Origin of the sequence: Ruegeria sp. EL01, from assembly GCF_900313035.1 — a bacterium.
Lineage (GTDB): Bacteria > Pseudomonadota > Alphaproteobacteria > Rhodobacterales > Rhodobacteraceae > Ruegeria.
The window spans coordinates 1-16858 of the sequence record NZ_OMPS01000001.1; the positions used below are offsets into that span (position 1 = coordinate 1).

The 16858-nt window shown below is 54.5% G+C and carries 13 protein-coding genes and 1 tRNA gene; 11 read left to right on the top strand and 3 right to left on the bottom strand.

The genetic code is table 11. The features are described 5' to 3' along the window. Window positions 1-265: site-specific integrase (locus tag D9K61_RS00005; RefSeq protein WP_162946656.1), on the bottom strand; the 265-nt coding region annotated here is incomplete at its 3' end. A gap of 304 nt (window positions 266-569) precedes the next feature. Between D9K61_RS00005 and rpsU the strand changes: the two genes are divergently transcribed. Continuing rightward, entirely contained in the window at window positions 570-770 is a 201-nt protein-coding gene (gene rpsU, locus D9K61_RS00010) for a 30S ribosomal protein S21 (protein WP_120631221.1), read from the top strand. A gap of 207 nt (window positions 771-977) precedes the next feature. Here the strand turns inward: rpsU and D9K61_RS00015 are convergent, their stop codons facing one another. Together D9K61_RS00015 and D9K61_RS00025 are read right to left on the bottom strand one after the other, a co-directional pair. Next, window positions 978-1631, bottom strand: a complete 654-nt coding sequence (locus tag D9K61_RS00015; RefSeq protein ID WP_120631454.1) for a DUF2461 family protein — start codon at window positions 1629-1631, stop codon at window positions 978-980. Window positions 1632-2422: 791 nt separating this feature from the next. Continuing rightward, a tRNA-Leu gene (locus tag D9K61_RS00025) sits at window positions 2423-2507 on the bottom strand. A gap of 880 nt (window positions 2508-3387) precedes the next feature. Here D9K61_RS00025 and D9K61_RS00030 point away from each other — a divergent pair. The 10 genes from D9K61_RS00030 (at window position 3388) to D9K61_RS00075 (ending at window position 16841) form a co-directional block, all read left to right on the top strand. Next, window positions 3388-3813 (top strand): hypothetical protein, encoded by a 426-nt coding sequence (locus D9K61_RS00030; RefSeq protein WP_174235066.1) that lies wholly within the window; start codon window positions 3388-3390, stop codon window positions 3811-3813. A 2-nt stretch (window positions 3814-3815) separates the two neighbouring features. After that, window positions 3816-5828, top strand: a complete 2013-nt coding sequence (locus D9K61_RS00035) for a dynamin family protein (RefSeq protein WP_120631223.1) — start codon at window positions 3816-3818, stop codon at window positions 5826-5828. 8 nt (window positions 5829-5836) lie between these two features. Next, the gene (locus tag D9K61_RS00040; protein ID WP_120631456.1) at window positions 5837-7588 is read left to right on the top strand and encodes a dynamin family protein; all 1752 of its coding nucleotides are present in this window, start codon (window positions 5837-5839) and stop codon (window positions 7586-7588) included. A gap of 82 nt (window positions 7589-7670) precedes the next feature. After that, window positions 7671-8042, top strand: a complete 372-nt coding sequence (locus D9K61_RS00045) for a hypothetical protein (RefSeq protein WP_254055632.1) — start codon at window positions 7671-7673, stop codon at window positions 8040-8042. Window positions 8043-8065: 23 nt separating this feature from the next. Next, window positions 8066-8938 (top strand): hypothetical protein, encoded by an 873-nt coding sequence (locus D9K61_RS00050; RefSeq protein WP_120631225.1) that lies wholly within the window; start codon window positions 8066-8068, stop codon window positions 8936-8938. A 66-nt stretch (window positions 8939-9004) separates the two neighbouring features. Further along, window positions 9005-11047 carry a dynamin family protein gene (locus tag D9K61_RS00055; protein ID WP_120631226.1) on the top strand — a complete coding sequence of 681 codons (2043 nt, stop codon included), beginning with the start codon at window positions 9005-9007 and terminating at the stop codon, window positions 11045-11047. Beyond that, window positions 11044-12330: a dynamin family protein gene (locus D9K61_RS00060; protein WP_120631227.1), complete on the top strand. Its 1287-nt coding sequence runs from the start codon at window positions 11044-11046 to the stop codon at window positions 12328-12330. The genes D9K61_RS00055 and D9K61_RS00060 overlap by 4 nt, the downstream gene beginning before the upstream one ends. Window positions 12331-12669: 339 nt before the next feature. Beyond that, window positions 12670-14853, top strand: a complete 2184-nt coding sequence (locus D9K61_RS00065) for a serine/threonine-protein kinase (protein WP_120631228.1) — start codon at window positions 12670-12672, stop codon at window positions 14851-14853. A 209-nt stretch (window positions 14854-15062) separates the two neighbouring features. Then, window positions 15063-16052: an FHA domain-containing protein gene (locus D9K61_RS00070; protein WP_120631229.1), complete on the top strand. Its 990-nt coding sequence runs from the start codon at window positions 15063-15065 to the stop codon at window positions 16050-16052. Between the two features lie 3 nt (window positions 16053-16055). Then, window positions 16056-16841, top strand: a complete 786-nt coding sequence (locus D9K61_RS00075) for a PP2C family serine/threonine-protein phosphatase (protein WP_120631230.1) — start codon at window positions 16056-16058, stop codon at window positions 16839-16841. The last annotated feature ends 17 nt before the right edge of the window (window positions 16842-16858 follow it).

Here is a 16858-nt window from a genome sequence, read left to right on the forward strand (position 1 = left end):
CCTCACGACCGCAGGTGATGCCGAAAAAGAACCGCAAGGCCACGATCCGCGTGTTGAAAGTCGAGGGCGTTACCCCGGTATCGGTCATGTGCAGTTGATAGGCGCGCAATTCCTCAGGCGTAGCTGTATCCGGCGGATGCCCGAGAAACGTAACGAAATCCTTGATTGCTCTGATGTGCGACTTCTGAGCTTTGTCGCCCATCCCCCGGATGCGCATGTCCTCCATCATCCGCGCACGCAGCGGGCTCATCTTCTCCTCTGTCATCGGAACCTCCTGTCATCAGATTGAGAAACCTCAATCGTCAGACAGGTCAGCGAGACCGCAAAATGCGGGCCTCATGGGATGCGCGCAACATCAGCCAAATGCGCCATTGCCGCGCGAGCGGCTTAGTCCATGGGCGGATGTGCGACTCAATATCATCTAATCTAAATTGCAGATGCCGTGAGCATGACGATTACTTCCAGCCCCACCTGTAACCGGTATGCTGTACAATCTAGGACAAGATTGCTATTTGGCCCGTTCCTGCAAATCATTGCAAACTTCAGACTAGAAAGGTGGTGTAAACCACATGCAGGTTAGTGTTCGCGACAACAATGTCGATCAGGCCCTTCGGGTTCTTAAGAAAAAGCTCCAGAAGGAAGGCGTTTTCCGAGAAATGAAGCTCAAGCAACATTTCGAGAAGCCGTCCGAGAAAAACGCGCGCCAGAAAGCTGAAGCGGTCCGCCGCGCCAGAAAGCTGGCACGTAAGAAGTTGGAACGCGAAGGATGATGTAATCATTCCTCGACGCTGAAAAGCAACCCCCGTTGTCCGATGGCAGCGGGGTTTTGCGTATCAACGGGCTATTTGGGACTGAGAGCGCTATAAATTAGCTTACAGCAGCACGCGTTTTGCATTGCCTAGAGAGCAGACGGTGTTCACGGATGAAGCGCCATCCCACGAAAACATCCACGCTCGCACAATCCTTTCTGCGCAGAGTCAGTCGAAGTAGTGCACCAGCGGGCGGGCGGCGCGGAAGATCTCAATCATCAGATCGATTGCCTCGTCGTCAAGCAGTAGAGCGTCTGGCAAATCTTTGCGGCATCCCAGGCCAGCCATTTTCAGATAGGGCGCAGCGGGGTCGTTACTTGCAAAGCCTTCCGGCACAGTACTCAACGCCTTTCGCGTGACAATTCCGTCTGGGAAAGTCCTCTTGAACTCAGGGTCGTCCAAGATGGTTGTCAAGCCGCTCGGATCATCGATCAAACGCGTTCGCATTCGGGCGAGCGCGGCCTTCGAGGGTTTGAAAAGTGCGGCACCTGCGTGGCAATTTCCTGGCTCGATGTGGAGATAGTATCCGAAGCTTTCTTCGGGATCACCAGCGTTGGCAAAAACATCCACGTCCGAGCGGTATAGAGCACGCCCGATGCGGTCTCGTGACTCCTGAAAGGATTTGGTGTAGCTTCGCTTCGGTTTGATCCCCGCCTCAGCCACTAAAGGATCAAAGCGATCAGCATAGTCGTGCAGTGTCATTGCGATACCAGCGAAATTACGCGAGGCGTCGTCGCGTTCTTCGCGGTGCTGGCCCATCCAGGCTTTGCGGTTGTTCATTCCGAGATTCGCAAGGAACGCAAATGTTTCTGGCTCTACCACGGGCGCAACTCCTGTTTCGCAGTTGCCAAGATGCCCAATACGGCTATCCCACCAAGTCACTTCAAAATTGCAGTCGGCCTACGCCGATTTATTCTGTGCCTTTTTGCCAGTTTTAATTGGCCTTTCCCCATGTCGTCCGGCAGTGCCGTTGAGCGCTTGATGCCAAGCAGGCTTCTTGACAGGGTTTGCACCCGGGCGCTTTGCCTTGGGTTTTTTGGATTTAGGCATTGGGTGTCCTCTCTTGGTTTCAGGCAGCCATAGAAGGTTTGAGACCGGATTGATACCACCCAGTTCGGGCGTGGACATGATGTTAAGCAACAGAGATCGACGCAGTTCAATCGTACCTCCATGTGAAAACTCATTAGAGTTAGTTTCGCCTCAACAACAGAATAGATCATTTCGGAATGCTGCGTCGCGTATGAACGGCAGCAATGGCGGGCCGCGTTGCAGCATGACAGGGTTCGGTCGAGCGACTGCTATGGGCCGCAAGCGATCAGGGCAGGGCACCTAGTCGCTCAACAATGTTCAGCAAGTGACCTAACGCCGTTAAACCGTTGGTCTGAGAGCCGTGTCAGCTTTCGGATGTTCACCATGCGTGTCGTAGTCGACAGTCATATTGCTGCATGCTGAGACAAGCTTCATAAGCCAAGATCAGCGTAATCCACCAAAATGCACAAAAAAATTTAAGTCTTTGAATTCTTGGGGAGACGCGTCTCATTATTTACGTACTCCGACAGGGTGGTTTCTGCGCCGGAACGGTACTGAGAATAATGATTATGTTAAATTTACTTTGGTGCGGGTGGAGGGACTTGAACCCCCACGCCTTGCGGCGCCAGAACCTAAATCTGGTGCGTCTACCAATTTCGCCACACCCGCAACCAAGCACCGAAGTGCCGGAATGAGGCGCTCAATAGCAAAGCTTGCATCCGAGTGCGAGAGGTAAAATCAGGCTGCCGTCAAGATTGTTGAAAGTAGCATCCAAGCATGGTTGCGATATTGCAGATACCTAGGGTTTGAACATGCTGATGGGTCGAACGAAGCAAGTGGTGCGAATAATCCGTCCGGCTCTTGGTCAATTGGGTTTTGTCACTTCGCCCGAATCCGTTTGATCAAGCTCTGCGAACACGCGATTTGCCTTTTTTCAATGTTGTTTTGTGAACTGGTATTACAGGCATGCTATGAAGCGCTTGGCAATTCTTGCATACGTTGAGTGCCTGGGTCTATGTCACGTTGAATCTCCGTTTCTAAAGCGCAGGAAAAGTTTCACAACGATACTCAATTAGGTCGCTTCAAGATCACCCTATATCCGTATGAGACATATACTAAATTTCTCATTCTCTTTCCATCCCAAAGACACGCCGTTGGCGACCCACAGTATCATGAAGGTCAATAGAACATTGTGCGAAGGATAGGCGCACATAATTCAAAACGGATGATTGACGAATAAGCGCAATTTCAGTTTTCTGACCAGAGCCGAGGAAGCTTTCAGCACCTGATCGAGGCGAAAATACCTCCATCAATGGCTGTCATTCAGAGTGGCGTCATCCCGGACGGCACACTAACACCCGCAAAGGTTGAGACATTCCTGCGCCGCGACACCACATTTGCGCCACAATTCAAACGCCAAAAGATCTTATTCGCGTCAAAATAACACCGCCTTGAAGGTTCTTGTTAGAGGCAAGGACTTAAAGAGTCTTCTTCGCCGTTCCGGTACCCGTACGAGTTTTCCGCTCAACTCCACAACAAGGTGTTTGCTGTGACCGATTTGAACCACTCTACCACTGCTTCGGAGCAAGACGCTGTCTTCTTCGCTCGTGAAAGCTTTCTCGGAGAGCTCAAGACCCTAAACCGGGATTATCCGAATACGGGTTTTGGCATCTCCCTACGCACCCACTCTGGCGAGCACTATCTGCTGGCCAATGCGCGCATGCCGTTACCAGCGGCAAAATCCGACGGGTTTCCAACCGGACGACGCGTCGCAAGCCTGGAAAACGGCGATCGCTTTAGTTCGATCGAGGTTATGGCTGATTCCCTGGCCTATGAAACCATTTCGCCACGGGCCGAGGCCGAGATCTTGGGGAATGCGATAGAACTGATTGCCCGTATTGATACATTGACCGGCATCCCTGCCGGTGGTGTTCCACAAGAACCCCAGATCGCTGCAACGGGAACCGGAGGCTGATAATGGCGCGCAACGACCACCTTTTATCTGTCGGTAACGAAGCGCTGGCGCCTATGACGTCAGCAATGACCTCGCTGACCGCGCAGATAGACCAATTGACTGAGGTGGCCGATGCACGGTCCTCGGCGCGGCTGGCCACGCTTAAGACGCGGATGGAGAACTTTACCGCCAGCGTTACGATGGTTGGTCAGGTCAAGGCCGGAAAATCGTCGATTGTGAACATTCTTGCAGGTCGCCCTGGGCTGCTGCCGTCAGATGTGAACCCGTGGACGTCCGTTGTGACGACCCTGAACATCAACACGCGCACGCACGGCGATACGAAATCTAAGTTTACATTCTTTGAGCAGGAAGAATGGGACAACCTGATGGTCGGTGGTGGTCGTTTGGGCGAATTGGCCAATCGGGCCGGTGCCGACGACGAAATGGATGACATTCGTCGCCAAATTGGGGAAATGAAAGCCAAGTCCGAAGAGCGGTTGGGCAAACATTTCGATCTGGTTCTGGGCCAGAGCCACCAGTATGAGTATTTCGACGAAGAGCTGATCCAGCGCTACGTCTGCCTCGGTGATGAGGACGATCCTGACATTGATCCCAAAACAGGGCGCTTTGCTGATGTGACCAAGTCAGCGGAACTGTATATGGACATTCCGCAATACCCGGTCGCACTAAAGCTGTGTGACACACCCGGCGTAAACGATACCTTCATGGTGCGCGAGCAGATCACGTTGCGCAGTCTCCGCGGATCTGAGGTGTGTATTGTCGTGTTGGCGGCCAGTCAGGCGCTGACGACAATGGATATGGCGCTGATGCGGATCATCTCTCAGTTCGAAAACCGTCAAATCATTCTATTCGTGAACCGCATCGATGAATTGTCGGATCCGGTCACTCAGGTGCCCGAGATCCGTGACAGGATTCAGGACACGCTGAAACAGAACAACATCGACAAGAATGCAAGCGTTGTGTTCGGTAGCGCCTTGTGGGCCGAAGCTGCCTTAACTGGCAATCCGGATATTCTGACCGAGGAATCCCGCGAGGCCCTGAACACGTTCTACCTGGCAGCGGGCTTTGGCGATCAGGCGGCCTCGCTCGACAAGATCTGGGCCCTGTCCGGCCTTCCCGATCTGCTGCTTGCCATGAGCGAACGCATCGCCGAGGGTGCAGGCACGCGTCTGCTGGATCGGGTTCGTCATCGTGCGCGCAACATCGCTAGTCAGATCCGCGCAACAGCTGTTGCTAAAACCCTGTCCAGTGGCGAAGGCGTTGTACGCGATTTGGATGGTGTATCGCCAGAAGACGCGATCGCAACCGTTTCCGCCGAATACGAAAAGAAAGTTGCAGACCTGACAGTGGCATTGCGTGACAAGATACTGGAGCGGCTGAACTCTGCCGAAGCCAACTTTGTCAAACGCGCGACGGATTCCCTGATCTCGCATTTGGAGATGAATGGAGAGCAAGGAACCTGGCAGTATGATCCGGCCGGGCTGCGAACCCTGCAAAAAGCGGCATATTTCAGTTTTGCGCGATCTATGCGGAAAGACGCAGGTGCGCTGTATTCCGCTGCTGCTGCAGATGTAGAGACACTGTATCATAAGCTTCTTGGCAATCATTTGGGTGAATTCAGTATCGAAGCGCCCATTGTCCCTCGTGTTCCGCCGCCACTTGGCATTGGCCGTACCATCGCGCTTGATCTTCAGAGCACTTGGTGGCGGCGTTGGTGGCAAAAGCGCAAGGGTTTCGAGGCGTATGCAGCGGACTACACGCGCTTGATTGCATCCGAAGCGAATTCGATCACCAAGGATATTGAGGAAAATCAGGTCGCTGCCGTGCTGGAGAATGTTCGGGCAATTCTGGCTGATTTCATGCGCGAGCAAAAAGAAACTCTGCTGAGCATCTCGGCTTCTGCCGAGAAGGACGGAGGCCAGAATTCTGCGCTAATGGCAGGTTTACAGCAACAGAAGTCTCGGGACGACATCCTGGGCGACATCCTTAAAGATCTGAGCAACGAAGCGGCATGAGCGAACAAATGGCAAAAGAATCAACAACCCGCTTCATTTCGCCTAAGGCGTGGGAACGCATCGAGCAATGGTCTCGTCGCAAGCCGGTCTTCGCTCTGATGGGAGAATTCAGTGCCGGTAAATCGACGCTTATGAACTTTCTGTTGCGAACGCAGACGTTGCCAACGCAAGTCACCGCAACGCAACTGCCGCCCGTGTGGTTCAGCTGGGGCAATCAATCAGCCTATGTTAAGCGTCAGGACGGCAGCACAGAAGATATTGAACTGGATCAGCTTGAAGCGGTTGGTGTGAACGACGCGCAGTTCATCCGAATTTTCCTTGAGGCTGATATCCTTGAGGCCGTTGATCTGATCGACACGCCCGGAATTTCGGACCCTAAGATATCGACAGATGTCTGGCAGCGCGCTGTTGGGCAGGCCAACGGTGTCTTGTGGTGTACCCATGCCACCCAAGCATGGCGAGAAACCGAGCGTGCAACGTGGGTCTCGCTGCCCGATCGGCTGCAAAACAACTCTCTGTTGCTGGTCACTCGGGCGGATGCACTGGGACAGAAAGACCGTCAAAAGGTGCTGCGTCGCGTTAATCGCGAAGCCGGCCATTTGTTCAACCGCTCGATCCTGTTCTCTGCCCGGGACGCGATTACCGCACGGGATAAAACCGGCGATGCCGAGATGTGGTCGCGCAGCGGCGGCGGCAAAATGATCGATAGCTTCCTCGAGATTACCGAGCACATCATGGACACCCGTGCGGATCAGTTGGCACGGTACCAGATCGACAAAAGCATGTCCGACGCGCCCAAAGTTCAACCTTTGCGCCCGGCATCAAAATCCGCCGAGCTGGAAACGGGTGCAGAAGGTACCTCGCCGTTGAAGTTGGTGAACCCTCTGACCGATGGCACAGACATTGATCAGGCAGAATCTTCAGTTGTGACCAGCTTCCCGGTGCGCCCTGCTCGGGTGGAGCGGCGCTCTGACGATGCGGAACGGACGCGAATTGACTCGGAGGAGGCCGAGCGGCTGCGGGCGGAAATGGTGCCCGAAGCAGAGCCGGTGGCAGGACCTGCCGACAGCAACGATGACGAGTTGCGTGCCTTCTTCAAGGATACGTCCAACGGTCCGCTTGATCTGAGCAGCATGTCCGAGTCCAACCGGGATGATGACGATCTCGACCTGCTTGATGACCCGGACTTTGATGACGACATCGAGGAAGAAACCCTCTTCGACAACGACCCCACCGAAGACGAATTGCAGGTTGAAGAGGCGGATAACTCAGAAGATCTTCTGGCTTCTCTCAACGAGTCCCTGGCGGACACAACCAAAGTCGAAAGCAAAGAACCGGAACCCGTTGAACCAGCGGAAGATCGCGGCATTGAAGTCTCGGTCTCTTCCATTACGGCCCTGATGGCTGAGCAATCGAATGACAACGTTGACGATTATGAGCCCGAACCAGAATCCAACGGGTTGATCGAGGTTGAAAGCGCACCGCAGCCCGTGGATGCCGGTGAGATCAAAGAAACCGCCGCGGGTGAAATGATTGATGTATCCGTCGATTCGATGTTGAGCGCGTCGTCTATGTGGCAGGAAATCGTCGGCAGAGAAGACCTTCCTGAAGATGCGGATGGATTGATGAACGTCTTCAAAGCCTTTCTTGCTGAATTTGACCAGATCGCCGTCGAACACAATGCGCGACAAGTAAAGGAGTCCTTACGTCCAATCCCGACAGCCAGCGAAAACAGTGGCGCAGAATGGCATATGTTGTAATGGAATCCGAATCAAGGTAACGGATAATTTGTAATGGAAAACAGATAGTTATATGTCGATCCAGGCCGCACTTGAATCCGCAATGGACACCATACCCGACTGTATTGCAGGCGGGTATGTTGACATGGAAACGGGTATGCTTTTGGGAACATGTCTTACTGATCAAGACAGTGCCAATGTCTTGGATGCGCTGGCGGTTGCCGTGGCGAATTTGTTCCAGGGACGTGGCGTTGCGGCTTTTGAAACGTTGTTACGGCAGGCGGGAACGGAAGACGCGGGAAATCCGGGATTTGGTGAAATCGCAGTGTTTTCGCAAGACCGGTTGAACATCTTTTTGCGAACCCAAGAATATCCGGATCACGTGGTTTGCTACATCTGTCGGCACAGCGCGAATGTCGGTTTGGCACTAACAAAGTCACATCTCAGCTTGGGGCCGGTTGCGGCCGCAGTTTGAGCGGGACCAGAGGGGGTCACGTCATGATGGATACTGACATACTGGACATGCTCGAAGATATCGGGCGGTCGTCGGTGGCAAGATTGTCGCCGGCCGTTTTGGTTTCTGGTGACGCTGCTGCGACCCGCCGCGTGGAAATTCTGCGTGTCATTCGCGGAACCGTTCTGCCGCGCCGTCTGGAGTTCACTGCAGCAAATGGCGACTGCCTGGCGATCGAGGTTAACAGCTCGCGGGTCACAGATGTCTTCCAGGTTCGATCAGGACCTATTCCTGATTTTGCCACCGAGGCGCGCGAAGATTTGGTTGGCAAACTGGCACAGATTGTTTCGGATATCTCCAGCGCCCCTGCCCCGTTGGAATTGGTGTCGCTGAAACCGGATACAGCGCTTGAAGCTGATGACGTCGGCATCACACTCAGCGAAATTGAAGCCGCGTGTGAGCAGATTGAGCTGCCTTCTGAACCCATTGTGTCGGTTGTGCAGGAAACCGAAGAAGCGCCCGCTACCGTACAATCTGAAGAAGACATTGTCGAGCAGAGGGAAAGCCTGGCTCAGGACTTTTTTGACGGGGTCCACCGTTTTTCGACCGGGCGTGTTTTGATGGCAAGTGCGGATGGGGAGGCGCTGCGTTTCGAAGGGCAATGCGCGCCTGACGGAACAATGCAACCAGATCAAAATTTGCTGGCGCGTTTCGCTGCAGATCTGGCGGGTTGGGACAACGATACAGAGACAGAACTAAACCACCCCCAACTGATCGTGATGCGCCCTTCGGGTGGAAAAGGCGCAGGTCTGGCCGTTGTACATGACGGCGAGCAAATTGCAGTTGCTGTGCATGAAGCGCGCAAATTGGGCGCGGTTGTCAATCTTTGGAGTTCGCTTCTGGAGACGGGAAAATGACTCCGTCCGTAACATTTATAAATTCGAATAATTCAGTTTATTGTTTCAAGTTTCAGGATAGTAGTTATGAGTGAATCTAGTCGTCGCGAGTTAATTCGCATTGCCGAAGATATGAACGAGATCAGCAACGATGAAACGCGTCAGTTTATTTCGCGTATTGTCGGTGATCTAACCAACCTTAAACCTTCGATCGCATTTGTTGGGCAAATCAAAGCCGGAAAATCCCGTTTGATAAATGGATTTACCGGTCAGGCAGAATACCTGCCATCAGACGTTAACCCGTGGACGACTGTCATCACGGATATGCATTTTGGACACCCGTCCGGGCGGACCGATGGGGCAGAGTTTCACTTCTTCGATAATCACCAGTGGCAATCCTTGATCGTCGAAGGTGAAGAGTTGCGCAACATGTTCCCGGATGACGAGGACAGCTACAAACGCGAGATGATCGAAGAACAGGTCGAGGCGATGCAAGTCCGGGCGCGGCGGCGACTGGGCGATAGCTACGAACAATTGCTTGGCCAACACCATGATTTGGACCATCTGACGTCGGACGACCTTGCGCGGTATGTCTGCGCAGGTGATGACCCGGCCGATGACGGCGTCTTGGATCCGGGCAGTGACCGGGGTTTGTACAGCGACATCACCCGCAAGGCCGAGGTGTATTTTGACGTCGGCCATTTCCCGTTTCCATTAACCGTGACTGACACGCCCGGCGTAAACGACCCACTGCTGATCCGCGAAGAGATCTCGCGCCAGTATCTGAAGGAATCCGACTTCTTTGTTGTCGTCCTTTCGGCACATCAGGCCCTATCACGAGCTGATCTGAAGCTGTTCAGGCTGATGCAGGCCTTGGAGCTTGGTCAGATCGTCGTTTTCATCAACCGCGTCGACGAATTAGGTGATGGGGCAGAAGACGCCACGAAAGTGCGCGCAGACGTTATGGAAGGGCTCGAAAAAGCACTTGGGAACGCGGATATCGATGTATCGATGGGCAGTGCTCAGTGGGCACATTTCGCGCTGACCGGCGATGAGACGGGTATAAACCATGATCACGTCCTGGCTTGGCTGCGCGCCCATCCTGAACAGATGAAACAGTATCTGGACGGCGTGGAAGAGATCAAACAGGGTCCCGGCCCGATCAGTCGCGAGGCGGTCTTGCGCTTTGCGGCAATGATAGCCTCTGGTTTGCCGGATTTGCGCCGCCATGTAACACAAGCTTTGACTGATGGCCCACGTAATGAACAATTGCGGATGGCATGGCAGCATCTCAACAGTTTCGCCCGGGGCGAGCTGGAGCGGTCTCAGGCTCATCTGCGTGTGCTGGAAGATGACAACGCGGCCAATTTGGCCAGCGCAGATGAAAACGACAAAACCCTGGCCGACCTGCGCAGTCTTGTTGCGGGCAAAACGCAAGAGATTACCCAGGACATGGACGATGTCCTGGCAAATCTGCGCGGCGTTATGGATGACACCGTGGCCGAAGCTGTTTCCGCCGTCGTTCGGGGGTCTGGCGGGCAATCGCCCTTGCTGGCCAAAGGCGGCGCAACCGAACTGAATTTCACACCCTTGCGCGAGCGGATGAGAGAACTGGTTCAAGGTGCATCCCAGGTGGTTCGGCAACGCATGCTAAGCGAACTCTATGCGATTGACATGCAAAGCAACGCCGCACTCCGAGCTCTGCCCGGCTGGCAGGAACCCGTCGACAACCGCATGAACACCAGCGCTGTGCGCTGGTTCCGTCCGGATACCACGGCACTGACACGTGGAATTACAGTTGAATTGCGTGTAAACTGGTTATCGCGCCTGATTTCTCGCAACAGCGTCGTGTCACGCGCGGAAAAGATGATCGTGCAGGAATTCGAATTGATCGGCGACGATCTGATTGACACTGCGCGGGATGACCTGTCTGAAAGACTGACTACGGTTCTGGATCACTATCTGGCTTTGCTGGCCGGGCATCTTGAACACAGATCCGGAACCGATGAAACAAATGCACAGGCCGAAGCGCAAGTCGCATTCGACCGGGCGCGCCGCATCGCAGATGAGCTGGAGACAGCCTTTGGCACAAACATTGCGGAAGAACGACAAGCAGAGGCTGCGGAATGATTGAATTTCCCGGAACCGAAAAGGAAGTGCGTCAGCTTGAGCGCTTTCTGAACGCGTCAGAAGACTTGCCATCGGACGCGGCTTTGGATGACATGCGCGCACGGGCTCTGGCCCATGCCGAACGTCTGTCCAATGCGGTAAATATCGGTTTCGCCGGAGAGTTTGGGGCTGGAAAGTCAAGCCTTGCCAACATGTTGGCCGGCGCAGATATCTTGCCGACCGGGCCACAACACCTGAAATTGCCACTGGTGATTGTCGCTTATGCGGACGCACCTGAAACCACCGTGGGTTGGTGGGAAAAGGAACCCAAGACTTATTCCGGGATCGCGCTGGAAAAGGCGGCGGCGGACAATCCTGATTTCATCTCCGTGGGTCTTAACACGCCTGCCCTTAAAGAAATCTCGTTGTTTGATTTGCCAGGCTCGGGTGCACTGGATGATACGTATAAGCAGACTCTGGATCTGTTGAAATTCGTCGACTGTGCCATCTGGTGCACCAATGGTACCAATGCCTGGCGCGAGACTGAACGCCATCTTTGGGCCCAGGTTCCATCTAAATTGCGCGAGAACAGCCTGTTGGCGGTCACCCATTCGGACTTGCCGCCTGTCCATGATGCGCTGGATCGTGTTTTGGCCCGTTTGAACAAGGAAAAGGGCGCCATGTTCCGCACTGTTGTGCCAATCGGCACGCCAGTTGCGGTCCGCGCCATGGCACAAGAGCCCGAGCCTGATTTCAAGCTTTGGGAAACTTGCGGAGGGCAAAATCTGGCGGAACAGGTGCTCGAGGTCGCCTCAAACCGGCGCCAGTGCGACCTTGACGCCGCGCGCAAGGACCTGCAGCAGGACTTCTTGCCATTTCTTGAAACGCTGCAGGGGCCGGAGCCCGAACAGACCGAGAGCGATGGCACGTCGATGCAAGCCACCCTTGGATCTGCATTGCCCCCGCTGAACAACCCCATTCTTGAGGATTGGCTGGCAGCCATCGCCAGTATCTACGAGGATCTACGTGAATCCACGGATATCGAACCCGCCGCTTTTTTGCAAAGTTGTCAGGAAATTGTCGAGGATTTTGCCGAGCGCCTGGAGCAAGGCGATGAAATCGATCCCGATGCCGACTGGATTCCGGCTGAGTTCGAGAAAGCGACAGATCTGTTGCTGCTGCTACAATTCGAGAGTGGCAACGCACCCCTGAAGGATGCAATCAGCATTCTGGCACAGCTGAGTGACAACCTTGCCTGGGCCGGTAGCACCGTTCCAGAATCACAGTCCAAAACCGGAACCTGACGCGTTCACGCTTAGATTGCGCGGCTTCGCGGCGATTCGAAGGCGCGCAGAATCAGCCCTACATTGTTTCGAATTCGTAGACCAACCGTCTGAATCGGGTGGATCAGTTTTCACATTTCATCCCCTAGGTCTCGATATATAGTGTTTGTATATGGGAGAAATACCATATATAGAAATACGACAAAAACGATCCATAGTGAAGCCATGAGGCGGCCCCAATAAAGTCAAATTTGAAACGTCTAACCGTTCTCAAGTGTCCTGCGTTTGTTTTGGTTGTGAGTTCGTGGGTTATTTACGCAGTTATTAATGCCGCTAAACGAGTAGAACGGGCGTAAAGTAATGAGCCACAATCAGGCTGTCGGTGCATCGCACGACGAACCAAAAATCGAAGGACTGCAACCTGGCGCAAAGCTTCTGCGCGGGCAGTATGAAATTCTTCGCTTCCTCAGCAATGGTGGGTTTGGAATAACCTACCTAGCGCGCGATAGCCTGGAACGCGACGTCGTCATCAAAGAGTGTTACCCCGGCGCCTTATGCCGTCGGAACGGCGATTTGGTCGAACCAGCCGATTCCGCAAACAAGGACGATCTGCGCGCAATTATCGACCTTTTCATTTTGGAAGCCCGCAACCACGCGCGGTTGGTGCATCCCAATATCGTTGACGTACATCAGGTCTTTGAAGACAACGACACCGCTTACATCGCGATGGATTTGATCCGAGGGTGCGATCTGCTCGACTATGTCGAAAATCCCGAAAACGACGGCGGACCTGACTTTATTGTTCAGGTCACCGAAAAGATGCTGTCGGCGGTCTCATTCATCCATCAAAGCGGTATGCTGCATCGGGACATCTCGCCCGACAACATCCTGATAGACGAGAATGGCGACCCTATCCTGATCGACTTTGGGGCAGCACGCGAACAGGCAGCAAATAAGTCGGTTGCACTTATGACCCTTCGCGTCATCAAGGACGGGTATTCACCCCATGAATTCTACGTTCGCGGTGCCGAACAAGGCCCCAGCAGCGATCTCTATGTTCTGGCTGCTACCTTGTATCACGCCATCAGTGGCGAGCGCCCTATCGACGGACAAACCCGCCTGAACGCCTTCAATAACGGTCAGGATGACCCTTATCAGCCGCTTTCCGGTCGTTTCGGCGGCTACCCAGATGGGTTCCTGGAGGCGCTGGACAAAGCGATGGAAGTGCACGCCACCGACCGTCTGGACACAGCGCTGGATTGGTTGCGAATGTTCCGCGGTCCGGGCGTGATGTTTGACACGTTTGCCTATCGTCCCGTGTCCGTCATCGTCGGCATGGACCGGAAGGACAAAGAAGAAGAACAGGCAAGGATCAAGGCAGAAAGCGAAAATGCCGAAGCCGTTGTAACCGCCCTGCTGGCCGGTAACGCAGATATCGCACTGGGCAACGAAGACAAGAAAGATGACGAGCCTGCAAAGTTCTCTGGCAAAGAGGACAACGCGGTTGCCGTAGATACTGTGGTTCAGAGCGGGTCAGGCGGCAACGGCAAACTGATCGCAGGCGTGGCCCTTGTGGCGTTGGCCGTTGCCGCAGGTGGTTTCTTTGTGATGTCTGGCGATAAGGCCGAACCAACCGCAGACACGACAACTGCGGCAACAGTCGCAGTCACCCAATCTTCACAATCTGAGGCGGAACAAGTGGCTTCCGAGTCAGAAACACCGGCCGCTTTGGCGCCTGAGCCAGCATCGGTCGTTGAAAACGCGCCAGAACCAGAAAGCGTTGCGGCGCAGCCTGTCGAGCAGGAACAGGCCGAAACTGCGGAAATAGCTGCCACAGAAGCAGCCTCCGCAGAATCAAAAACGACTGAGGCTGAACCTCAGGCTATCGAACTGGCGACAGACCAAGGGCCCAAAGCCGCTCTGGATGGGTCAGTCAATCTCGCTGAAACGCAGGTCTCGTTTGCGCATTGGGATGTAGAGATCCCGTTCGACATATCCCGTCGTCGCGCATCAACCGGCAATGTGATTGCAATCACCAGTATCGACCCCGGCGTTGATATGGCAGTCGTCGGTGAATGGGTGACCCGTGGGGCGGCGATTTTCACGTTGAATGGCAAGCCAATTCGATCGGACGCATCTTTTGCCGCGCAAGTGCTGGACAATCTCCAGGTGGATCCCGATGGCTATACGCGCGTGGCAGCTCGCTACCGTTCCCTTGGTAAAACCCGAGCGAACAATGGGCTGCTGGCGCTGCCTGTCATTCGTTCGGTAGGTCTTGAAAATGGCTACGCGTTCACCATTCGCGGAATCGGCGAAGCCGAATGGCAGACCGAGGTTTTGAGTGTTCCTGCCGAAAGCGTGGGCACGCTTCAGAAAAATGATGTCCTGCTGAGTGACGCACAAACCGGAATGGCTTTCGATGGGTCAGAGAGTTTGGATGCATTGTTGGCCGAACTTGTTTCGGAAAATCAGGCTGAGGCGCGCTTTATCGTGTTGCGAAATGGTGCCGAAGCCGCCGCGGCCATGCCATTAGCGCAGGAGTGAATGACCGGTTCAAGAAGATCTGCCAGCGTTTGTTTGCTGAGGGTGGCACCCCAAGTCTAGGCCACCTTGGCGGGAACCGGCGCGCCGCAGAAAGCTAAGAGTTTTCTCGGTTGATCAATGTTGTAGTAGCCGCTGCGCCACCGTGCGCAGGGGTAAGTAGAAGCCCAACGGCGCAAGTTACGCGCCACCAAACTTAAGGTGTCGACACCATGTTCAAATATAAAAGCCCTCTCAGCCGGCTTCTCGAAGGTGCCGGCAAAGCCCAGGATGACGGTGTTGTAGAAAGCGCAGCACCCGCTGAGGACAAGCAGGAGCCGATCGCCGATTTCAATGCCCTGCGAGCAGCCTTGGCTGGCGGAAACATGGCATCTGAAACTTACGAGGAAACGGACGAGCTGATCCCCGAAGGAAAGATGCCAGACTTTGAGGACCCCAAAGTTGACGTCGCTGAGGACGAAAAAGCCGCAGATGAAGCCATTGCGCCTGATGCCACGGTCGAAACCGTGGAAACCACGGCTGAGGTTCCTGCTGTAGAGTCTGCAGAGGGTTCGAGTGAGAACGATCAGGTCCTAACCCTCCATCTGACGGAGCACGACGCAGTCGGCGACGACGACGTTGTATCCAACGTCGAAGAGATCGCAGCGGACACAGCTGAGGTTGTTGTCGATATCTCGGCCCCGACGTCCGAGGCGACGCCGGAACCAGTTGAACAACCCGTGACCGAACCGGCACCGGTCGAAGACCGCCGGTCTCGTGTCAAAACAACCTTCCTTGGTTTTGAACGCGCTGACACGCATGTTCAGGATCTGATCGAAACAGCGGCACCAGTCGCAAAAACGGAAACCGCTCAGGAATCCTTTCCAGTGGGATGGTTGGTTGTGACGTCTGGCCCGGGTCGGGGTGCCAGCATCGGCTTGACAGAAGGCCTGATGCAGATTGGGCGCAACGATGATCAGGCCATCCAACTTGATTTCGGCGACACTGGGATCTCGCGGTCCAACCACGCTGTGATCGCGTATGATCCTGAAGATCGAAAGTGTTACCTGGGCCATGGAGGTAAAGCCAATCTTGTGCGGCTGAACGGCAAACCAGTCCTGAGTACGGTTCCACTATCCAGCGGGGACCTGATCCGGATCAGCGAAACCTCTGTGCGTTTTGTTGCCTTCTGTGACGACGGTTTTGATTGGCGGGAATCCTGATAGATGTTGGCGACCCCGGCATATGATATTGCGCTGATCCTGGATCAGGGACAGCGCGATTCGCAGGAAGACGCGATTGCTTCGCGCGTGTTTGACGCGGCGGGTTCGGGTTATATCGTTATCGCCGATGGAATGGGTGGCCACGAAGCAGGCGAGGTTGCATCAGAGATGGTGATTTCCGCTTGGCGCGACTCTCTGGACAACGAGCTTGAAAAAGACAACTCGGCCGAGGCCACGTTGGTTGATACGCTTCCTTTGGCGGCAATGCAGGCCAATGCGGCAATAGCAAGTCATAACGAAGAACAAGGTGATGGGTTCAACATGGGGTCCACCCTTCTGGGTGTGCTGTTACTGGATCAGCGCGTGTTTTGGATTTCGATCGGGGACAGCCCGCTTTATCTTTTCCGAAACGGCGACTTGCGCCAAATCAACGAAGATCACTCGATGGCACCGATGATCGACGCGCAAGCAGCTCAGGGGCTTCTGACAGAAGCCGAGGCGCAAGCCCATCCTGACCGGAACCAGTTGACTTCGGTCGTGATGGGCGCAGCAATCCCTCAGGTTGATTGCCCGGAAGAGCCGCTGACACTGACGCCGGAGGACCTTCTCATTTTGGGCAGCGACGGGCTGCAATATCTGAACAACACCGAGATACAAACCATCCTGAGCCACAATTCACAGGCATTGGCCCAGGACATCGCGGACTCGTTATTGCAGGCGCTGCAGGTCAAAAACGATCCGGATCAGGACAACCTATCAATTGCAGTCGTGAAACTGAAGAGAACCTAAAAAGGCAAAGCAACAGT